Annotated in this window: 14 protein-coding genes; 6 read left to right on the plus strand and 8 right to left on the minus strand. The window is 71.5% G+C overall.

Features of this window, described 5'->3' with window-relative positions; all coding sequences use genetic code 11:
• Nucleotides 1-706: 706 nt before the first annotated feature.
• Nucleotides 707-1,933: an MFS transporter gene (locus AB0O28_RS10155; RefSeq protein WP_363638410.1), complete on the plus strand. Its 1,227-nt coding sequence runs from the start codon at nt 707-709 to the stop codon at nt 1,931-1,933.
• A 199-nt stretch (nt 1,934-2,132) separates the two neighbouring features.
• On the opposite strand, the gene AB0O28_RS10160 is transcribed toward AB0O28_RS10155, so the two are convergent.
• Together AB0O28_RS10160 and AB0O28_RS10165 are read right to left on the minus strand one after the other, a co-directional pair.
• Complete coding sequence (locus AB0O28_RS10160; protein ID WP_363638412.1) at nt 2,133-4,094, minus strand: alpha/beta fold hydrolase; 1,962 nt, start codon at nt 4,092-4,094, stop codon at nt 2,133-2,135.
• A gap of 254 nt (nt 4,095-4,348) precedes the next feature.
• Entirely contained in the window at nt 4,349-5,359 is a 1,011-nt protein-coding gene (locus AB0O28_RS10165; RefSeq protein ID WP_363638414.1) for a LacI family DNA-binding transcriptional regulator, read from the minus strand.
• A 248-nt stretch (nt 5,360-5,607) separates the two neighbouring features.
• Here AB0O28_RS10165 and AB0O28_RS10170 point away from each other — a divergent pair, with 248 nt between their 5' ends.
• The 3 genes from AB0O28_RS10170 (at nt 5,608) to AB0O28_RS10180 (ending at nt 11,741) form a co-directional block, all read left to right on the plus strand.
• On the plus strand, nt 5,608-6,984 hold the full coding sequence (locus tag AB0O28_RS10170; protein WP_363638416.1) for a cellulase family glycosylhydrolase: 1,377 nt from the start codon (nt 5,608-5,610) through the stop codon (nt 6,982-6,984).
• A gap of 21 nt (nt 6,985-7,005) precedes the next feature.
• On the plus strand, nt 7,006-10,005 hold the full coding sequence (locus AB0O28_RS10175; protein ID WP_363638418.1) for an endo-1,4-beta-xylanase: 3,000 nt from the start codon (nt 7,006-7,008) through the stop codon (nt 10,003-10,005).
• A 170-nt stretch (nt 10,006-10,175) separates the two neighbouring features.
• Nucleotides 10,176-11,741, plus strand: coding sequence for a glycoside hydrolase family 43 protein (locus AB0O28_RS10180; protein WP_363638420.1), 1,566 nt, complete (start codon nt 10,176-10,178; stop codon nt 11,739-11,741).
• 24 nt (nt 11,742-11,765) lie between these two features.
• Here AB0O28_RS10180 and AB0O28_RS10185 read toward each other — a convergent pair whose 3' ends face one another.
• A complete protein-coding gene (locus AB0O28_RS10185; protein WP_363638422.1) occupies nt 11,766-12,557 on the minus strand; it encodes an SDR family oxidoreductase in 792 nt (263 codons plus the stop codon).
• 283 nt (nt 12,558-12,840) lie between these two features.
• On the opposite strand from AB0O28_RS10185, the gene AB0O28_RS10190 reads away from it, so the two are divergent.
• A complete protein-coding gene (locus AB0O28_RS10190) occupies nt 12,841-14,055 on the plus strand; it encodes an FAD-dependent oxidoreductase (RefSeq protein ID WP_363638424.1) in 1,215 nt (404 codons plus the stop codon).
• On the opposite strand, the gene AB0O28_RS10195 is transcribed toward AB0O28_RS10190, so the two are convergent.
• From AB0O28_RS10195 to AB0O28_RS10215, 5 genes are read right to left on the minus strand one after another with little or no spacing between them, the layout of a single operon-like run.
• Entirely contained in the window at nt 14,018-14,998 is a 981-nt protein-coding gene (locus tag AB0O28_RS10195) for a hypothetical protein (RefSeq protein ID WP_363638426.1), read from the minus strand. The two genes, AB0O28_RS10190 and AB0O28_RS10195, sit on opposite strands and share 38 nt — an antisense overlap.
• A 2-nt stretch (nt 14,999-15,000) precedes the next feature.
• On the minus strand, nt 15,001-15,927 hold the full coding sequence (locus AB0O28_RS10200; protein ID WP_363638428.1) for an SCO2521 family protein: 927 nt from the start codon (nt 15,925-15,927) through the stop codon (nt 15,001-15,003).
• Nucleotides 15,928-15,953: 26 nt separating this feature from the next.
• The gene (locus AB0O28_RS10205; RefSeq protein ID WP_363638430.1) at nt 15,954-16,910 is read right to left on the minus strand and encodes an SCO2522 family protein; all 957 of its coding nucleotides are present in this window, start codon (nt 16,908-16,910) and stop codon (nt 15,954-15,956) included.
• On the minus strand, nt 16,907-17,821 hold the full coding sequence (locus AB0O28_RS10210) for an SCO2523 family variant P-loop protein (protein WP_363638432.1): 915 nt from the start codon (nt 17,819-17,821) through the stop codon (nt 16,907-16,909). Before AB0O28_RS10210 ends, AB0O28_RS10205 begins: the two co-directional genes overlap by 4 nt.
• A 1-nt stretch (nt 17,822) precedes the next feature.
• Nucleotides 17,823-19,658, minus strand: coding sequence for an SCO2524 family protein (locus AB0O28_RS10215; RefSeq protein WP_363638434.1), 1,836 nt, complete (start codon nt 19,656-19,658; stop codon nt 17,823-17,825).
• A gap of 335 nt (nt 19,659-19,993) precedes the next feature.
• Here AB0O28_RS10215 and AB0O28_RS10220 point away from each other — a divergent pair, with 335 nt between their 5' ends.
• Nucleotides 19,994-21,013 carry a D-isomer specific 2-hydroxyacid dehydrogenase family protein gene (locus AB0O28_RS10220; RefSeq protein ID WP_363638436.1) on the plus strand — a complete coding sequence of 340 codons (1,020 nt, stop codon included), beginning with the start codon at nt 19,994-19,996 and terminating at the stop codon, nt 21,011-21,013.
• The last annotated feature ends 69 nt before the right edge of the window (nt 21,014-21,082 follow it).

Genomic DNA, 21,082 nt, shown 5'->3' on the forward strand with positions numbered 1-21,082 from the left:
TCGGCCAGGCAGACACCGGCATCGTCGGGAACCGGCGCCAGCGCCAACGCCTGCGCCGACTCCCGCAACGAGGCCACCAACACCCACGACGACCGGACCCCCGACGACCGGACCCCCGACGACCGGACCCGACCACCACCACCATCCGCACCGTTTGCACTGTGACCATCGGCGCCGCCTGTAGCGCAACCTCCGCCACCGCCGGCACCGCCGTTACCAGCGGCACCGGCGCCAGCGGTGCTACCGGCCGCGGCGTCATCGGTGGCAGCACCAGCACCGCAGGCCTCCCCGTCGTTGCCGGCGGGGCCACTGCCACTGCGATCCGAGACCCCTTCGTTCCTCGTCCCACAGCCGCAGGTGCGGGGACCTTTGGACGCCCACAAGGGCGAATGGGTGGTCAGCCGAGCCCACCAATCGCCGTCGACGTCATTCAGGCGACGGGGATGGACAGGATCACATTCGAACAAATCCATCTAACCCCCAATCATCCCGAACGCTTGTACGAATTTTTTCATGGCCTTGTTGCTCCCAACAACCGCACGGCTCGAATTGTTGGAGTTACAGGTGGCGGCTGCGAAGCGTGCCGTGGTGATCGGTTCCGGTGATGTGCCGGGCGGCGTACGCCTTCTCCTGATTGAGTGTGGATGGTTCGAATCCGGCACTCGGAGCGGTGTATCCGTTGCGACCACTCGGTGAAGGAGAGCTGATGACCCCCCAGCCGACCGTAGGTGAGTCCGAGCGGGGTGAGACGCCGATCCGGCGCTCGCAGTGGTTGACGATCATCGTCGTCTATGTGGCCGGGGTCGTGGCGGCGATGAGCTACGGCAAGTTCTCCTCGGTCGGTCCGGCGGTGGCCGATCAGCTCGGACTGTCGTTGTCGCAACTGGGCTGGGTGATCTCGGCGGTGGTCGGGGTGGGAGCCGTGGCCGGGCTGCCCGCCGGATATCTGGTCCGCCGGTTCGGCGCGGGCAGATCGCTGATCGCCGCCCTGGCGCTGATGGTGGTGGCGAGCGCGCTGAGCGCGGCCGCGGGGAGCTTCGCCTGGTTGCTGGCCGCCCGCTTCGCCGAAGGCGCCGGCTATCTCGTGGTCTCCATCGCCTGTCCTGCGCTGATTCTCCATCTCGCGGAGGAGCGCGACCGGGGGGTCGCTCTGTCCATTTGGGCGACGTTCGTCCCGGTCGGCATCGGTGTGAGCACTCTCGCAGGCGGCGCCGCCGGCGCGGCCCTCGGCTGGCGCGGCTGGGTGTTGCTGATCGCGGGGCTGACGCTGCTGACAGCGGTGGCCGTCCGGGTGCGGCTGCCGCGGACGCCCGCCACCGCCGCGGTCGCCGGGCCGGTGCCCGGCGCGCGGGCGTTGGCGTGGCCGGCTCTGCTCACCGCGTCCTTCTGCCTGATGGTGCTGGTGACGATGCCGGTGGTCGTGCTGCTGCCCACGCTGCTGATCGACAGGCACGGCAGCTCCGCCGGCGTCGCCGGGGCTCTGACCTCGGCGATCTCGTTCGTCGGCGTCCTCGGTGGAGTGTCGGTGGGAGTCCTGCTGCGGCGGGGTGTGCCGCTCGCCGTGCTCGCCGCGTCGGGGTTGCTGGTCGTGCCGGGGGCCTGGCTCGCTTACGGCTCCGACGGTTCCCTGGCCGCCGCGGCGGCCGGCGCGGGCGTCGTCTCCTTGGAGAACGGGCTGCTGGGCGCCTTCGTCTTCGCCGCTCTTCCCCTCGTGCTGGAGCGCCTCGACCACGCCGATGTGGGCAACGGCATGGTGGCCCAGATGGGCAGCGTGGGCGCGCTTCTCGGCCCCCCGCTGTTCGGTCTCGTCGCGGGTGCGTCCGATTTCGCGGCCGTCGTGCCGCTCATCGTCGTCGGCATGCTGGCCGCGGTCGGGGGGCTGCTGCCGGTCACCCGGAACGTCGCCCGCCGCGCCCGGGGCGCGGGCAGGTGAGCGCGGGCAGGTGCGCAGGGCATCGGCCCCGGGCCGCACCGGTGTCACCGGTCCGGCGCGGCCCGGAGGCCACGCCGTACGTCCTGGCGGGTCGCCGTCGGACATCCGCGCGTGGCGGTGGTTGATCGGAAGGTAGGCCTCTTTGAGCTGCCTCGTCAACGCTTTCCAATAGGAAACTTTCCTGTTGCCTCTCGCTCGATCAGGCCAGCAGCCAGCCGTACAGCCAGGCGATGAGCGCCAGCCCGGTCAGGGCGGGGATGATCCGCGCGGCGGCGGCGTTCAGCCGGAACGCCTCCACGATCGACAAACCGGTGGAGACGAGGGCGAGCAGGCCGTACCACGCCAGGGCGTGCGGCACTCCGATCGCCAGCACGGTCCAGTCCTCGACGGCCGACAGGCTGAGCGCCGCAAGCCCGCACAGTACGACGCCGGCCAGGCCCGCGAGCGCGCTCAGCCCGCCGCCGCGCCTGCGCACCAGGGAGACCAGCCCCGCGAGGAGCTGGACGACCGACACGAGCAGGAAGGCCGCGGGAACCGCCAGCGGGATCGGCGACCGGGACAGCCGGTAGACCGAAGAGGTGAGCGCGAGGTCGCCCGGCCGCACGATCCGGTGCGGCGCGGCGCCGGCGGCGCACACGCGCCCGGTCGCGGACGGGTCGTCGAGGAACGCGGCGATCGTCCGGCGACCGCAGGCGCTCGACAGGAAGACGGCGTGCCCGACTCCGGCGAACTCGGCGAACCGTGCGCCCGGCACCGGCGACACCGCCTGATGTGCGGCCTCCGGCGGGGTGGTGGGGTCGTATCCCCCGCCCAGGACGAGGATCGGCGGGACCTCCCGGCCCGCCACCGCGCCGCCGGAAGCGCCCGCGCCGTCGAGGCCGCCGGACGCGCCCGCGTCGGCCGTGCCTGCGGTGTCCGCGGTGCCGCCGGCGGTTCCGGCCGCGTTCGCCGAGGTGGCGGCGCTGAGCAGGTCGGCTTCCGCCCGCGCCGCCGGCAGGCCCCAGGCGTCGCAGACCGCCTCGTCGACGATGCCGGTGAACAGCCGGGGCCCCCGCGAGCCGGGGAAGGAGTTGTACGGCACCTGGTCCTGGCACTGGACGGCGTAGTACAGGCCCCACTCGTGCGAGGTCAGCCCGTCGCCGGCCGCGTCGACCAGGGGCTGCAGCAGTTCGGTGCGCCCGGAGGCCAGCCCGTCCACGAGGGCCGGCATGATCGGGATCACGTCGGTCTCGTGCAGCGCCTCACCGAGGATCGTCGCCACGTCGTCCCCGTTGAGCCGCACGGTCATCCGCTCGCGGGTGAGCGGGTCCCGGGTGTCGTACGCCACGGGGTGGGCGTTGAGCGCGGCCACCATGGCGTCGAATCGAGCGCCGATCCCCAGCTTGGTCATCGTCGACGAGAGCGCCGCGGACGCCTCGTCATACCAACGGGCGCGCGGGGGAAGCAGGGAGTCCAGCACGACCCCCCGGGTGCCCTCCGGGTCGCGCGCCGCCGCCAGCAGCATCGGCCGGGTGGAGTAGCTGACGCCGAACAGGTACCAGCGCGGGTAGCCGAGCGCCATCCGCAGATCCACGACGTCGGCCGCGATCTCGGCGGTCCGGTAGCCGCGCAGGTCGACGTGCGCTGCCTCCAGGCGCGACTGGCAGGCGAGCGCCTGCCTGGTGACCGTGGCGGTCTCGGCCGTCGCGGGCCCGGGCGTGCGCAGGGTGTCCACGACGCCGCGGACGATCTCGGGGCAGCTCAGCCTGGGCTCGGAGTAGCGCCCGCCCCGCTGTTCGAGGACGACCACGTCGCGGCCGGGGAACATCTGCGTGAGGAATCCGGTGAGCTGCAGCGAGGCCGACGCCGGGCCGCCGCTCATGTAGACGACCGGGTCGGTCGCCTGCCCGCCGGCCTGTTCCGTGTCATCGCCCGAGGCGTTTCCGGATGCGCGGTGCACCGCGTAGCCGACCTTGACGGTCCTGCTGTTGGGAACGTCACGCCGCTCGGGGACGAGGAGATAGCCGCAGGTCGTGCCGGACGGCACGGCGACCGGGCAGGGGTGCTCCTCGACGGACGGCGTCGCCGACGCCCGTGCGGACAACTGGCCGCGCGTGCCCGGTCTCTCGCTCGCCGCCGACGCGTGAACCGCCGACGCGTGAACCGCCGATTCGTACGCCACGGGCCGGACCGTCCCGGCCTCTTCGCGGACCGGCGCCGCGAGGGCCGCCGACCCGGAACCTCCCAGGAGCACGAGCGCCGCGGCGAATGCCGTGACGGCTGCTCCACCCCAACTCCGCAACCGTCAGCCCCGTCCCGCGAACCCGGCGATATCCGCAGAAACCTTAGCGTGTCCGTCGGCCATCCCGCCCCCATTCGTCCAACCGCCCCCATTTTGGACGATCATGAGCTCGGGCGCGGGCACGACCGAAGGGGTCAGCGGGGCCGGGCGGTGCTCTCCCGGATCACCAGGTCGGTGGACAGCTCGACGCGGCGGGCCTCGGTGTTCTCGCCCCGGCCTATCGCCAGCACCATCCGCGCGGCCAGCGCGGCCATCTCCTCCAGGGGCTGGCGCACGGTGGTCAGCGGCGGCCACGCGGACCGGGACAGCGGCAGGTCGTCGAAGCCGACCACGCTGAGGTCCTCGGGCACCCGCAGGCCCCGCTGCCGGGCCGCCTCGAACACGCCGAACGCCTGCATGTCGCTGCCGGCGAAGATGGCGGTCGGGGGGTTGTCCAGCGAGAGCAGCGCGTGACCGGCGTCGTGACCCGAGTTGACCAGGAAGTCGCCGTATCGGATGAGCTCGGGGTCGATGGACACCCCGGCGGTCTCCAGCGCGGCCCGGTAGCCGTCGATCCTGGCCCGGCTGCACAGCATGTCCGGCGGGCCGCCGATCATGCCGATCCGGGCGTGGCCGAGGTCGAGGAGGTGGCGCGTGGCCGCCAGGCCGCCGTGCCAGTTGGTCGCGCCGACCGAGGCCACCCCCGGCGGCGGCTCGCCCTCGGGGTCGACGACGACGAACGGGATCGAGCGGGCGCTGAGCTGGCCCTGCTGCCGTACCGACAGCCGGGAGCTGACGATGATCACGCCGTCGGTGCGCCGCGCCGCGATGCGCTCCAGCCAGTCACGGCCGGGGCCCGCGTGGGTGTGCAGGACGGAGATCACCACGCTCGCGGCGGCCTCGTGCGCGGCCTGCTCGGCCCCGCGCACCAGCTCCATGGCCCACGGGCTCTCGATCTCGGCGAACACCAGGTCCAGTAAACCGACCGGGCCGTCGCCCTGACCCGTCCGGCGCTGGTACCCGTGCTTCTGCAGGAGGCGCTCCACCCGCTGACGGGTCTCCGGCGCCACCTCGGGACGGCCGTTGATCACCTTGGACACGGTCGGAACGGAGACTCCGGCCTCCTCCGCTATCTGGGCGATGGTCACCCGCCTCTTCACTGGCATGAAACAGATCGTAGCCGAAAGTTTCGGCGTACCCGAACCGGTTCCTGCCTGATGAGACGCGGGACCGCGGTGATCAAGCCGGGAGCGCCCTTGACGCTTGACCTTAGCTTTACTTATTCTCCCGACCACGAAACATTCGGATAGTAGCCGAAACTTTCAGCATGACTACCGGCAGCGGGTAGCGGAGGAGGAGGCGGGAGTCGTCGCCCTCCGGTCACGCCGCGGGTTTCGAGGATTGAGGAGAATCGATGACGCTGCTGCGCGTGTCCGGATCCCGGCTGGTGGACGAGACGGGCGGCACGGTCCGGCTCCGGGGCGTCGGCCTCGGCGGCTGGCTCAACATGGAGAACTTCATCACCGGTTACCCCGCCAACGAGTCCTCCATGCGCGCCGCGGTGCGGGAGGTGCTCGGAGAGGACCGCTACGAGCTGTTCTTCGACCGCTTCCTGAACTCGTTCTTCGCCGAGGCCGACGCCGACCTGCTGCGGGACATGGGCGTCAACTGCGTACGGATCCCGGTGAACTACCACCACTTCGAGGCGGACGACCGCCCCATGGAGATCATCGAGCGCGGCTTCCGCCACCTCGACCGGGTGATCGGGATGCTCGGCGAGCGCGGCATCTACAGCGTCATCGACCTGCACGCGCTGCCGGGGGCCCAGAACCAGCACTGGCACTCCGACAATCCCACCCACGTCGCCTCCTTCTGGCAGCACCGGCACTTCCAGGACCGGGCGGTTCACCTGTGGGAGGCGATGGCCGACCGCTACAAGGACAACCCGTGGGTGGCGGGCTACAACCCGGTCAACGAGCCGGGCGACTCCAGCGGCCAGGTGGTCGGGCCGTTCTACGACCGCCTGGTCAAGGCATTGCGCGCGGTCGACCCCGCCCACGTCCTGTTCCTCGACGGAAACACCTACTCGACCGACTTCTCGGTCTTCCGCGAGGTCTACGAGAACACCGTGTTCGTCTGCCACGACTACGCGCTGGCCGGCTTCGCCCACGGAGGGCCGTACCCGGGATACACGCGCGGCGAGTGGTGCGACCGCGACGAGCTGGAGCGCGCCTTCGACCGCCGCACCGCGTTCCAGCGCGAGACCGGCACGCCGATCTGGGTCGGCGAGTTCGGGCCCGTCTACGCCGGCGACCCCTCCGTGGACGAGCAGCGCTACCAGATCCTGCGCGACCAGCTGGAGATCTTCGACGCCCACGAGGCCGGCTGGTCGCTCTGGACGTACAAGGACGTCGGGCTGCAGGGCCTGGTCTGCGCCGGCGGGTCGTACATGGAGCGGTTCGGGCCGTTCATCGAGAAGAAGAAGCGCCTCGGCGCCGACCGGTGGGGCTCGACCATGGAGGAGACGGCGGGCGAGCTGGCACCGCTGCACCGGCTGATCGACACCGAGTTCCCGTCCTGGGATCCTTACCCGTGGGGCGCCCGCTACCAGACCGACGACCTCATCCGGCACATCCTCATCGCCCAGGCTCTGCTTCCCGAGTACGCCGATCTGTTCCGCGGGCTGGACGACGGCGAGCTGCTCGCGCTCGCCGACTCCTTCGCCCTGAGCGACTGCATCCGGCGTGAACCACTGATCCGGCTTCTCACCGACAACCTGGCCGCGCACTAGCGCGGCACGAGGAGACCCCCGATGCGCAGCCTCCGATCCCGTGCGGCCGCAACCGTGGCCGTGCTGTGTGCGTTCATGGGACTGCCGGCGGTCGTGGCGGGTGCGGCTCCCGCCGGCGCCGCGGCCGTGCAGGTCGCGAAGTACGACTTCGAAGACGGCACCGCCCAGGGATGGGGGCCCAGAGGCGACGGGGTCGAGGTCGGCGCGACCTCGGACGCCGCGCACTCGGGGTCGCGCTCGCTGCTCACCTCCGGCCGCACCGCCACCTGGCACGGGGCGTCCATCAGCCCGCCCTTCGAGAAGGGCGTCACCTACCAGGTGACCGCGTACGCGCGGATGGTGAGCGGGGAGCCGTCGAGCACGATCGCCCTGACGATGCAGCGCACCCCCGACGGCGGCGACACCACCTACGAGCGGGTGGCCGCCGCCACCGTGACCGACGCCGGCTGGGCCGAGCTGTCGGGCACCTACTCCTTCGGCGCCGACTCCACCGGCCTGCAGCTCTACGCCGAGAGCTCCGAGGCCACCGGGAAGTACTACATCGACGACATCGTCATCACCTCCGACACCGACCCCTCGCGCTCGGGGCTCAGCACCGACTTCGAGACCGGCACGGCGCAGGGCTGGTCGCCGCGCGCCTCGGCGTCCCTGACGCCGAGCACGGAGGCCGCGCACGGCGGCACCCGCAGCCTCGCGGTGACGAACCGGTCGGCCACCTGGGACGGCCCGGCGATCAGCGTGCTGGGCAAGATGGCGAAGGGGTCGAAGTACACCCTGTCGGCCTGGGTGCGGCTCGGGCCGGACACGACCGCGGGCGACCTCGGCCTGTCGATCGAGCGCAGGACGAACGGCACGCCCAGCTACGAGCGGGTGGCCGCGCCGAAGGCGGTCCCGGCGGGACAGTGGGTGCGGCTCACCGGCACCTACACGCTCGCCCACGACGTGGACTTCCTCAGCGTCTACGTGGAGTCCGGCGACGGCACGTTCCCCTTCTATCTGGACGACTTCACGCTGACGTACGTCGAGCCCAAGCCGATCCAGACCGGCATCCCCTCGCTGAAGGACGAGGTGCCGTTCACCCTGGGGGCGGCGATCTCCCGCGCGCAGACGCTCGGCGAGCACGGCGACCTGCTGCTCAAGCACTTCGGCGGGATCACGCCGGGCAACGACCTCAAGTGGGACGCGACCGAGCCGCGCGAGGGCGAGTTCGGCTTCGCCGAGGGCGACTACCTGGTGAACTACGCCGTCCAGCACGGCCTCACGTTCCGCGGGCACACCCTCGCCTGGCACAGCCAGACGCCTGACTGGGTGTTCAAGGACGGCGACCGCGACCTCACCTCCTCCGCGCAGGACAAGGCGCTGCTGCTGAAGCGGCTGGAAAACCACGTCAAGACCCTGGTCGGCCGCTACAAGGGCAAGATCGCGGTGTGGGACGTGGTCAACGAGGTGATCGACGAGAACCAGCCCGACGGCCTGCGCCGGTCGAAGTGGTTCCAGATCACCGGCCTCGACTTCATCCGCACGGCCTTCCGCGTCGCGCACGAGACCGACCCGGCCGCCAAGCTGTTCATCAACGACTACAACACCGAGTTCCCGCGCAAGCGGCAGGCGTTGTACGACCTGGTGAAGAAGCTGAAGGCCGAGGGCGTGCCGATCGACGGCGTCGGCCACCAGCTCCACCTCAACATCGAGCAGCCGCCCGCCTCCGAGGTCGAGGCCACCATCGAGAGATTCGCCACGCTCAAGCTGGACCAGCAGGTCACCGAGCTGGACGTGAGCGTCTATCCCGACTTCGTCTCCACCTACGACGAGGTTCCGGCCGAGGTGCTCGCCGAGCAGGGCTACCGCTACAAGGAGCTGTTCGACGTCTTCCGCAGGCACAGGGCGCAGCTCAGCTCGGTCACCGTGTGGGGCCTGGCCGACGACGACACGTGGCTGTCGACCTTCCCGATCACCCGGCTGAACGCGCCGCTGCCGTTCGACGACGAGCTCCAGGCCAAGCCGGCGTACTGGGGGATCGCGGACCCGGCGAAGCTGCCGCCGCTGGTGCGCGGGCTGGAGGCTCCCGCCGCGACGCCGAAGGTGGACGGGAAGCGCGATCTCGAATGGGATCTGCTGCCCGACGTCCCCATCGCCCGCGTGGGCCAGGTGTCGGCCGGGTTCCAGGCCCGCTCGTCGGCCAAGTGGCTGTACCTGCTGGCCGAGGTGCGCGACCCCAGCGACGACCGGGGCGACCGGGTGACGTTCACGGTGGGCGGCACGCCGTACGCGATCGGGCGGGACGGCGGTCATCCGCGCGGCGTGGACGCGGCCGTGAAGAAGACGGCCGGCGGCTACCTGGTGGAGACGCGGCTTCCCCTCGGCACCGACGTCGGCGTGGTGGTCAGGGACGCCTCCGACGGGTCGCAGACCTCGTGGACCGGCAGGGTGACGGCCGTCCCGGCGGTGAAGCTGACCACCGCGCCCCGCCGGGAACCGGTGGTCGACGGGATCGTCGACCCGGCCTGGGCGGCGGCGCCGGAGATCCGCACCGCGACGTGGCTCCAGGGCACGTCCGGGGCGACCGCCCGGGTCCGGGCCCTGTGGAGCGGCGGGACGCTGTACCTGCTGGCGAAGGTCGCCGACCCCACGCTCAGCGAGCAGCCGGCCAACCCGTGGGAGCAGGACTCCGTCGAGTTCTTCGTGGACCCCGGCAACGGCAAGACCAGGGGATACGGCGACGACGACGGTCAATACCGGATCAGCTTCTCCGGCAGGACCAGCGTCGGGGGTCCGCTCGACCCCGCCGGCATCGAGGGCAACCTGAAGGCCGCCGCCAAGACCGTCTCCGGCGGCTATGTGATCGAGGCGGCCGTGAAGCTGCCCACGATCACGCCGGCGGACGGCACGCTGCTCGGCTTCGACGTCCAGGTCGACGACGCCACGGGCGCCGCCCGGACGAGCGCGGTGACCTGGAGCGACGCCACCGGGCAGGGATATCGGGACACCAGCCACTGGGGCGTGCTCCAGCTCCGCCGCTGAGCCCCGCCGCTGAGCCCCGCCGCTGAGCTCCGGCACCGGACCCGGCGCGGGCCCCGGTTCAGGGCCTGGCGCAGGGAGGCCCCGCGCCGGAAGGCGCCGGCGCCGCGTCCGTGCCGGTCGGCCCGGTTCCCTCGGGGGAACCGGGCCCGTCACGTTTGGGAAGGAAACGAATGATCGACGGAATCGACGGGTGGGAGTACCGCAATCCGGTCATCCCCGGATTCCACCCCGATCCATCGGTGTGCCGGGTGGGCGAGGACTACTACCTGGTGACCTCCAGCTTCGAGTGGTTCCCCGGGGTGCCCGTCTTCCACAGCCGGGATCTGGTCAACTGGCGGCAGCTCGGGCACGTGCTCGACCGCCCGTCCCAGCTCGACCTGGACGGCATGCGGCCGTCGGGCGGTGTCTACGCCGCCACCATCCGCCACCACGACGGCGTCTTCTACGTCGTCACCACGCTGGTGGACGGGCGGGGCAACTTCATCGTCACCGCGACCGACCCCGCGGGCCCCTGGAGCGAGCCCATATGGCTGCCCGGCACCCGCGGCATCGACCCCTCGCTGCTGTTCGACGACGGCCGGGTCTGGCTCACCGGCACCAGGGAGAAGGACCCGGGCCGCTACCCCGGCGACAACGAGATCTACCTCGTGGAGCTCGACCCGGTCACGCTGGAGCAGCGTGGCGAGGAGCGGGTCGTCTGGGAGGCCGCCCAGCGGGGCGCCGTGTGGTCGGAGGGCCCGCACCTGTACAAGATCGGCGGCAGGTACTACCTGCTGACCTCGGAGGGCGGCACGTTGTACGACCACGCGGTCGTGGTCGCCCGGGCCGATCACGTCACCGGGCCCTACGAGCCGAACCCGCGCAACCCGATCCTCACCCACCGGCATCTCGGTCACGGCCATCCCATCGCCTGCACGGGCCACGCCGACCTGGTGGAGACCCAGGACGGCGAGTGGTGGACGGTGCTGCTCGCCACCCGGCCGTACGGCGCCCCCGGCGACTCGGGCACCGGCAACCTGAGAGGCGACAACCTGGGCAGGGAGACCTTCCTCACCCGGGTCACCTGGGAGGACGGCTGGCCGGTCGCCGCGCAGGTCGCGCCCGTGGCACAGGGGCCGGCGCTGCCCGAGCATCGCTGGCCCGCCGTCCCCGCCTGCGACCACTTCGACACCGACCGGCTCTCGCCCGTCTGGAACCACCTGCGCACCCCGCGCACGCCGTACTGGAGTCTGGGCGACAGCCGGCTGCGGCTGCGGCTGCGGCCGGAGACGCTGGCCCAGCGGGTCAACCCGAGCCTGGTCGCCCGCAGGCAGCAGCACATGGACTTCGCCGTCCACGCCGCGCTCGACTTCACCCCCGCGGCCGGCGAGTGCGCCGGGCTCGCGCTGGTGCAGAACGACGACCACCACGTGCTGCTCGTGCGGACCGCGCGCGGTCTCGAACTCGTCCGCAGGAGGGCGGGCTGGGACGACCTGCTCGCCTCCGTACGGGTGCCGGGCCACAGGCGGTTGTACCTCGGGGTTGAGGCGCGCGGGCAGGCCTACCAGGCCAGGTACGCCGTGACGCCGGGGGAGTGGGCCGATCTCGGCGACCCGGTGGACGGCAGGATCCTCAGCACCGCCGTGGCCGGCGGCTTCACCGGCGCCTACGTCGGCATGTACGCCAGCTCCAACGGCCGCCCGAGCTCCAACGTCGCCGCGTTCGACTGGTTCGAGTACCTGCCGCTCGGCCCGTGACCGGGTGGGGACTCCGGCGGGGAGTCAGCGCATGATGCGGCGGAAGGCGGAGCCGGCCGCCCGCACCGCCAGGGCGGGCGACAGCCGTACGGCCCGCCAGGTGGCGCGGGCGGACGCGGGCGCGACGATGAGCGCCTGGTTCCTGGCCACGCCGCGCAGCACGTCGCGGGCGAGCGACTCCACGGGATACAGGCGGCCCTGGGCCCGCACGGCCGTCGTGCGGGCGCGCAGGCCGATCTCGGTCTGCGGCAGCCCGGGATTGGCGTTGTCCAGCAGCGGGGTGTCGGTGAACCCGGGACACACGGCGCTGACCCGCACGCCGTGCACCGCCGCCTCGGCGCGCAGCGCGAGCGACAGCCCGACGACGGCGTGCTTGGTCGCCGTGTACGGCAGCATCATGGGCGCGGGGGTCAGCCCGGCCAGCGACGCGGTGTTGACGATGTGCCCATAGCCCTGCTCGATCATGAGCGGATACGCCGCGTGCACCCCGTGGACCACCCCGCGCAGGTTCACGTCGATCGTCCGGTTCCAGTGGTCGAGCGTGAACTCCTCGGCCCGGCCGCCCACCGCGATGCCGGCGTTGTTGAACAGGAAGTCGAGCCGGCCGTGCTCGGCGGCCACCCCGGTGATCAGCTCCCGTACGGCCTCCGCGTCGGACACGTCGCACACGACGCCCGCGCAGCCGAGCTCCTCGGCGGCGTCCTCGGCCCAGCGGACGTCGGCGATCGTGACGTGGACGCCGCGCCGTACGAGCGCGGCGGCGACGGCCCGCCCGATCCCCGACGCCCCGCCCGTGACGACGGCGGTTTTCCTCACGCGCTGCTCCTCGGTTCGGCCTTGGGCGGCTGACCGGGTTCATCATGCCCGGATCGGCGCAAAGCTCTCTCGTTCCGGCCATCGAGTCGCGATCCGCGCGACCGTCGCCACAATTGTACGGATCATTCAATAGCTCGCGAGCGGGCGCGGCGCGACTCGGCGGAATTCCCGGCTCGCAAGATTGCCGCGCGATACAGTTCGGCGAGGTCACCCGTCTGTGGCCTTCTTGAACGGCCCTCCCTCGCCTACTGTCGAAGCGAGGGGACGGCGAATTGGAGCCCGTGTGCCTGAGACCTGCGACGTCGTGATCATCGGTGGTGGCGTGATCGGCTGCGCGATCGCGCACCGGCTGGCCGCGCGGGGCACGAGCGTGGTGCTCGTGGACGCCGGGCAGCGTCTCGGGCTCGGCGCCTCCGACGGCGCCATGGGCGGCATCCTGACCCAGACGGAGCCCTCCTGCCTCGGCCCGCTCAGCAGCGTCATCAAGCGCAGCCGCGACATCTACCCGGACTGGCTGCAGGAGATCCGCGACGCCTCCGGCGTCGAGGTCCCGGTGCTGGACGGAGGCGACATCCAGGTCGCGCTGGACGAGGCCGAGATGGAGCGCCTGGAGACCAAGGTGCTGCCGCAGTGGAAGAACTCGCCGTTCGCCGTCGAGCGGCTGACGGCGGCGGACGCGAGAAGTCTCGAACCGCTGCTGAGCGAGCGCGTCGTCGGCGGGTTCCTGCTGCCCGAGGAGCTCGCGCTCGACCCGCGGGTGCTCATGGCCGCCCTGACGGGAGCCGTGCTGTCCGGGCGTACCCCGATCCGGGTGCTGAGCGCGGTGCGCGCCACCGGTCTGCGGACCGGGGCCGGCGGGGTCGAGGTGGACCTCCACGACGGCCGCAGGGTGTCCGCGGACAAGGCCGTCGTCGCGGCCGGCCACCTCAGCGGGGTCTTCCTGCCCCGCCACCACGCGCACCTGTTCCCGATCAAGGGCGTGGCGTTCGACGTGCGTCCGCCCGGGGCCGGCACCTACCCGCTGCGCCACCACATCTTCGCGGAGATCAGGCAGGACGGCCGGGAGTACTTCCCCTATCTCGTCCCGCGGCACGACGGCAGGGTGGCCGTCGGCGTCACCTACGAGGAGAACGTGGGGGACGTGACCGTGACCGCCGCGGCGATCGAGGAGATCCGGCGGGGGGTCGCCGCGCTCATGCCCAGGGCGGCCACCTGGCCGATCGGCCGCCGCTGGGCCGGACTGCGGCCGGGCAGCGCCGACCACATGCCGATCCTCGGCCCGGTGGACGACCACGGCAGGGTCGTGGCGGCCACCGGGCACAGCGGCCTCGGTATCACGCTCGCCCCCGTCACGGCGGAGCTGGTGGCGGCCCTGGTCGGCGGGACCGCCGGCGCCAGGGACAAGGAATTGCTCGCGGTCTGCCGGCCCGACCGCCCCTTCCCGCCCGCGCCGCTCCCGGCTACGCCGCCGGTGTCGCCGCCTCCCACAGTTCGGTGAACCGCTCGACCCGCTCCCGCACCCTCTCCTGATCCCGTACGAGGATCGTGCTGTGGATCACCGGGGCGATGCCGTCGCCGACCTGCGGGGCCGGGTTGGACTCGTAGTAGACGACCCCGTCGAACAGGATGAAGTCGGACAGCGAGCCGCGCAGCAGGGGCGGTGCGTCGGCGAGCAGGAGCGTGCGCACCTCGATCCCGACCGTGGTCTGCCACTTCCACACCCGGCGGAACGCCTCGGAGTCGAGCCGCTCGGAGCGATCCACCACGAACACCCGGCGCACCCGCGCCCCACGCTGGACGAGGTCGCGCTGGAGCTTGACGTAGCGCTGCCCGAGATCGGTGTGCCAGAAGCCGGCGCCGAACTCCGTGTCGCGGGCGTCCACGCTGGTCAGGCTGATCGCGTCGAGGCTGACCCGGGTGTTGCGCGCGAGCGCGAGCAGCCAGTCGCGGTCCTCGCCCTCGTACAGCGCGTACCTGCCGTCGGACAGCTCGCCGAGGAACTTCGCCATCCGGGTGACCTCGTGGTGCACCAGGCTCTTGACGAGATCGGGCATGTCGTCGCGGATCTTGGCGGCGTTCTGCACCAGCTCGGCCACGCCCCTGGTCTCCAGCGCGGACATCTCCACGACGCCGAACAGTTTGCTCGCCTCGTTGATCTTGGCGAAGCTGTCGGCCACCAGGTCGTGGGTCTTCGTGTGCTGCCTGCGCTGCTCCTGCAGCACGGTCTCGAGCTGGTCGTCCACGTCCGTGAGGAACTGCACGACGAAGACGATGCCGCTGATGAACGTCGCGAGCAGCAGGCTCCACAGGTCCTCGTTCGGTCCGTGGATGAGCGCGTTGCTCACGAGGTAGCTCACTCCGCCCACGAGCACCGTCACGAGGACCTTGCGCACGATCCTCGGGACGAGCGACGGGGAGGGCTCGGGTGCTGCTCCGGTCACGGTCATCTCCGTCCGGCTTCGGCGGTCGCGCTGAGCAGGGCCAGGGTGTTCATCGCGATCTGGTCGCGGACCCGGTCGACCAGGGAGTGCCACTGCCGGGTGAACCCCGGCCGCCGCTCCAGGCTGTCCCAGAACGGCGTCAGCCACTCCTCGACCCGGGCGGCGGGCATCCACAGGTGCAGCAGGTGGTCGATGGCGGGCGCCAGGCGGGCCACCCCCTGGGCCTCCGGCGTCGCCCCGATCCGCGCCCGCTCGACGATGACCAGCAGCGACGTCAGCAGCCAGTCGTGCGTCGCCAGGTCCTCGCACAGGTCGACCACGGCGGGGGTGAACGGGCCGGGGTGCGTCAGGCGCAGCGTCCGCTCCTGCTCGGTGTGCAGGGTGAAGCGGATCGACGGCTCGCCGGTCTCGGCCACCCACCGCAGGGTCGTACGCGGGATCTTGAAGGGGGCCCGCCGGTCGAGCAGCGGGGAGGCCTGCACGAGGTCGAGGAAGCGCCCGCTGACGGCCCCCAGATCGAGGCAGCCGGGCGCGGGGTCGCCGGTGAACCCTTCGGCGAGATCGGCCGCCTTCGCCTTTCCCAGGACCTCCACGACCCCCGGCCGGGCCAGGTAGTGCGACCAGGGCAGCCTGCGGTCGGCCTCCGAGCGCACCACCCGGACGTACGACGATCCCTGAGCCACCCGGCCCCCGGTCACCGCGCAGCGGGACACGACGGTGCCGACACCCCTGATGCGGGAACGGGACGCGGTGGGCAGCGCGCAGTCCACCCCGGTCAGCCGCTCCGGCGACAGCGCGTGGAGGATGGGACGGCGGGAGACGCGCACGGTCTCCCCGGCCATGAGCCCGAGCACCCGGCGGCACGTCGACTCGGAGATCTCCCCGGAGTCCTGCAGCAGCCCGGTGTGGACCTCCCCGATCACCAGCATCGGGCCGCCCTCATATTCGAAACCCCTCAGACGAAGACGTAGGAGATGCGGTCGACGAGCTCCTCTTCGAGCCGGATGCCCTCGCTCTCGCTCCGGGTGGCGACCTGCCGCAGGACCTCGTCGTCCACCGCGACCTGGCTCAGGATCGTCCGTACGGCCAGCTCGACGGGCAGGAACCGGGGGGAGAGGACGGAAAGTGTGGTGTACGCGCTGAACGGGGCGGCCTGGGGGTTGAGCCGGACGACCGCGGGCAGCCCGTCCCAGTCGCGGGGCCAGCCGCCGTCCAGGGCCACCGGCGGAAGCGGCACCCGGCCGTCGCTGCGCAGCAGCCCCAGCCGCAGGAGCTGCCAGACGGCCGCGAGGAAGGGGCACGACCAGGTGCGCCGCGCTTCCTTCTCGTCCCACAGCTCGACGTCCACGAAGATCGAGTGGCCCCGCTTGGCGTTCTGCGCGGGCGGCTCCCACGGCCGGGTCTTGCCCATCGCCTGCAGCGGCGCCGTGCGGGGCGAGCGGGAGCCGTTGCACAGCCAGCCCGTCTCCTTCACCGGCGGGCGCGAGCCGTCGGTCTCCGGCGGCGGGTCGTCGACGATCCGGTCCTCCACCAGCCGGGCCAGCTCGACGCCACGTGATTGCGCACAGGCGGACTCGCGGGCCAGGTAGTCGATGGTCAGGTCGTGCTCGGCCGCCGCGTCGAGGACCATCGGCACCAGCTCGGCCGGAGTGCTGAAGCGGCTGAAGTAGTCGTCCACGAGAAAGCAGGTGCTCACCCGGGCCCGCCCCCCGGGCACCCGCTCACGCCATAAGGAGCGGACCGTGGCGAGCCACGGCGCGACCCTGCGGAACTGCTCGCGCAGCCGGGCCGGGCCCGCCTCGAAGTCCTCCATGTAGAGGTGCCCGAGCTCGACGGACACGTGGGAGAGGGGGACGGAGGCGATCCTGCGCTCGGCCGCCACCTCGCCGAACGTCGCGCGCACCCGCGTCACAAGCCCTCCCAGGCGCTGTCGTCGACGATCTTCTTGGCGAGCTCGTCGAACGCGGCGGCGGTCTCCGCGTTGGCGATCTTGCTGGCGAGCACGTCCTCGTCGGTGATGAGCTGCTCGCGCCACTGGAGGACCGGGTCCAGCGGGATCTTGCCGAGCATGGCCGTACGGCCGACGCCGTGGCGGCCGGCCAGCTCGCGCAGCTCGCTGTCGCACGCGCTCAGCCAGGCCCGCTGCTCGTCGCGCAGCCCGACGAGCTCCGACGCGTCCGGTTCGAGCACGGCCGTGCGCACGAAACGGATGCGGTCGCGCAGGTCCTCCGGGTCGTGGCCGAACCTGGTGCCGACGTCGAGCAGCCCGTCGGCGCCGGTGACGAGCCCGTCGGCCGCGATGATGTGCTGGCGCGTCCAGCGGTGGAAGACCAGCCAGCGGAACGGGATCGCGGGCATCCGCACCGTCGCCGCCAGGACCAGCTCCGCGGTGAACGACCGGCCGGCGCTGACGTCGACCACGCACAGGTCGAACTCCTCGTCCAGCCGTCCGAGCAGCTGGACGCAGCGGCCGACGACCTCGTCGGTGAGGGCCGACAGCTCGCCGCCGCCCTCGCTGCCCGGAAGCAGCACGAGCCGCCCCGCGCCCGGCGGGCGGGTGCGCAGCCCCTCGCGGTCGGACTCGGTCCACACGTCAACCCGCCGCGGCTGCGGGCACTCGCCCCGCAGGTAGTGGTGCAGGCCGTTCTCCCGGGTGCCGCGGGCCACCGCGCTGACGCTGAAGATGGCCCCCGCGGTCGGCGAGCCGAAGTCGAAGTCCAGGTAGCAGACGTCGTTGCCCTGCAGGGCGTGCCGGTAGACGATGTTGGTGCCGGTGACCGAGCGCCCGGTCCCCCCTTTGTCCGAGATCGCGAAGACGAGCAACTCAGATCGCCTCCGACGCGCTGTCGCGGGCGGCGGCCAGCCGTTCGAGGTCGAGCAGCGCGTTGTTGATCAGCGCCTGAGCGGTCGCGGGGCGGTCGCTGACGATGGCCCTGGCCCGCTGCAGCGAGGCCTGGATCGTGCGGAGCTTCGGCTGGATCGTCTGCCCGGCCACCAGCGGCCGGGTGACCAGCTCCTGGTCCAGCAGGTGCTCGGCCTCCCCGAGCATCTGGTGGGCCAGCTCGACGAGCTGGGGGCTTCGCAGCGGCGGCTCCCCGCTGGACGTCGCGGCGGAGACGAGGAACTCGACGACCCGCTCGCTGAAATACCAGGACGGTTCCTCGTCGCGCACCTGGATGTCGGTGAAGACGTTGCCGGGCTGGTCCCACAGGCCGGCGGCCGGGCCGTCCGCGTGGCGGCGCAGCAGGATGTGCCGCCAGATCTGGTCGGCGAGGGCGACCAGCCGCTCGCGCATCCGCGTGTTCTGCGCGATGGACGCGGCCCAGATGGTCCGTTTGAGCAGCGTGATGGCGAAGTCGGAGACGACCCAGACCAGGTGGGGGCCGAGCGTGTCGCTGCCGTGCAGGTTGATCGGAACTCCGGGGGAGTGCATGAGCACGGGCGGGTCGCCCGGCACCGCCCTGCGGATGATCCTGGCGCGGATGGCCAGCTCCTCGAGCACGGCGGCGACCCGGCCGAGGTCCACGTCGGCCGCCCGGTTGTTGACGAGGCTCTGCACCACCATGGCGGTGACGCCGAGGCTGTAGTAGTCCGACTCCTTCTCGTCGACCGTCCTCCAGGGGATGTCCTCCAGCGGCCAGGTGCCCCGTCCGTACGTCGCGATGGTGCGCCAGTAGGACTGGGTGAGGTCCCAGCGGCGCTGGATGGCCTGGGCGAGGGTGATCTGGTCGTCGTTGAGCAGGCTCAGGACGCGGGTGCGTGAGGTGAACAGGTCGGCGATGCCGACGAGGGCGTTGACGGTGAAGTACAGGAACGGCGTGTCGGCGGCCACGCCCTTGGGCTGGGGCCCGATGTCGAGCGGGGTGACGATGTCGGGGGCGTCCTTCACGATGCCCCACGTCCAGCCGCACTCGAACAGCAGGTTCTCGTTGTCCAGGTCGACCTGGCTGCCCGAGCCGATCGTCAGGTCGCGCAGGCCGGCCCGTACCGGCCGCAGCTCGCGCCGCAGGTCGTCGAGCACGCGGCGGGTGGGCGCGCCGGTCTGGTTCACGGTGCGCAGCAGCGCGCGGCCCGGCGTGGAGCCGGGGTCGAACGCGTTGACGGTGAAGCTGCGCAGCAGGCCCGCCATCGCGGCCGACAGCCGTTTGCTGGCCAGGTCCTCCAGTTCGCGGATCTCGCTGCGGATGGACTGGCGCCGCACGCTCTGCCGGAAGACCTTCAGGAAGCCGAGTGTGCCGAGCGCGAGCGTGACCGACATCGAGAAGGAGTCGACCACGTCGAGCTGGAGCTGCTCGGGGGTGACCTTCGCCTCGTCGTCCAGGGGCCGGAAGTAGCTGCCTCCGGAGAACACCGGGCGGCCGTCGTCGGCGGTGTACGTGCGCAGGTACTGCCCGATGACCTTGAGCAGCAGCTTGGGGATCTCCACCGAGTCGCCGAGGACGGACAGCGCGGCCAGCACGTCGTCGGCCGTCTCGTTCGGCGTGTCGAGGCGGAAGCCCGGCAGCTCGGAGGCCGGATACATGAAGCACAGGAGCTGCTCGGCGTCGGAGATGGAGTTGGATCCGTCCCGGCCGCCCCAGGTCCAGACGCCCTCCCGGTAGGAGGCGCGCGCGGCTGCGTCCCACAACTCCAGGAGCTGCTGTCGCGGCTGAAGTTTCATCTGGCCCCTCTCTGCGCTGCGCCGTCTTTGCCCGCCCTCTCCGTACTGCCGCGCGGAGAAATGGACGTTCGTGTGGCCGGGCGGGGCCGAGGCCGGGGTCCCCAGACCCTCCCCAGGGGTTTCCTTTTCACGTCGGATGGAGACGTAAGCACCACAACCCTTATACCATTGGATTCCTGCTCCGTCGCCTAGGCCATCCGTGGTTTTTCTGCACCGTCTGGTTCTTGTGATTGGAGAGATACCCCAGAGAAAAACAGACATATATGTCCTAAGTCTGAGAGATATTTGAAATGTCCCAAACCGTGGCTCCAAGGGATATAACGGACTGTCGTCCCGTGCAGCCGCGGCCGGCGGCCGGAGGGGCCTGCAAAGGCGGGACTGTCCTGGTCACGGGGGCGGGCATCGACACGGCGCTGCTGGAGCCGCTCGCCCGGCAGGGGCTCACGGTACGACGGCCTCCGTCGATGCTGGACGAGGACAAGCTGATCCGCGAGCTGCGGGGCGCGGTCGCCTACCTGCACGGCGGTGAGGAGCGGGCGACGGCGTCGGCGCTCGAGGAGGCGCGGGAGACGCTGCGAGTGGTGGCCTTCCTCGGCGTGGGCTACGAGAACTTCGTCGACGTGGCGGCCGCCGACCGCCTGGGCATCGCCGTCACGAACACGCCGGGGGCGGCGACCGACGCGGTCGCGACGTTCACGGTCGCGCAGATCGTCAACGCCAACCTGGGCATTCCCCGGCACCTGGGCGACCGGGTCCCCGGCTGGCACGGCTCGGAAGAACTCCCGCACGAGCTCGCCGCCCGCAGCGTCGGCATCATCGGGATGGGCGCGAACGGCCGGCGGATCGCGGAGATCCTGCGCCGGGGCTTCGGCGTCCGCGTGTCCTACTACAGCCGCACCCGCAGGCCCGACGCGGAGCGCGACCTCGGCATCTCCTACCTGCCCCTGCTCGACCTGGCCGCGTGCAGCGACATCCTCGTGGTCATGGTGCCGGAGACCGGCGAGACCAGGTCGATGGTCGACTCGACGGTGATCGGCCGGATGCCGGAGGGCGCGATCCTCGTCAACACCGCCCGCCCGGCCATCGTCAGCCCGGGTGCCCTGTACGCCGGTCTGGAGAAGGGCCGCGTCGGGATGGCGGTCTTCGACGGCTTCTACGACCCCGAATGCGAGGAGGCCATCGAATTGCGGAGGGATTTCCCCGAGCGCCTTCTGATCACCGGGCACATCGCCTCCCATACCACCGAGGCGATGCACCGGATGGTGCGCCAGGCCGTGAAGTCCATCGGCAATGTGCTGACGTACGGATCGGACGAACACGAGGTGGGATCGCGTCCCCGGCCGCGTTTCCGATGACAGGATAAGAAAATCCGGCACGCGGAACGGTAGCGCGACGCGCGAAAAGGGGAAACCATTCAGGGAAAC

Source organism: Microbispora sp. NPDC088329 (genome assembly GCF_040685655.1).
GTDB lineage: Bacteria > Actinomycetota > Actinomycetes > Streptosporangiales > Streptosporangiaceae > Microbispora.

What these genes read in the sequence shown, in the direction of transcription:
- AB0O28_RS10165 (WP_363638414.1), bottom strand. Translation starts at nt 5,359, where the DNA reads ATGCCAGTGAAGAGGCGGGTGACCATCGCCCAGATAGCGGAGGAGGCC.
- AB0O28_RS10200 (WP_363638428.1), bottom strand. Translation starts at nt 15,927, where the DNA reads ATGCTGGTGATCGGGGAGGTCCACACCGGGCTGCTGCAGGACTCCGGG.
- AB0O28_RS10180 (WP_363638420.1), top strand. Translation starts at nt 10,176, where the DNA reads ATGATCGACGGAATCGACGGGTGGGAGTACCGCAATCCGGTCATCCCC.
- AB0O28_RS10175 (WP_363638418.1), top strand. Translation starts at nt 7,006, where the DNA reads ATGCGCAGCCTCCGATCCCGTGCGGCCGCAACCGTGGCCGTGCTGTGT.
- AB0O28_RS10215 (WP_363638434.1), bottom strand. Translation starts at nt 19,658, where the DNA reads ATGAAACTTCAGCCGCGACAGCAGCTCCTGGAGTTGTGGGACGCAGCC.
- AB0O28_RS10155 (WP_363638410.1), top strand. Translation starts at nt 707, where the DNA reads ATGACCCCCCAGCCGACCGTAGGTGAGTCCGAGCGGGGTGAGACGCCG.
- AB0O28_RS10170 (WP_363638416.1), top strand. Translation starts at nt 5,608, where the DNA reads ATGACGCTGCTGCGCGTGTCCGGATCCCGGCTGGTGGACGAGACGGGC.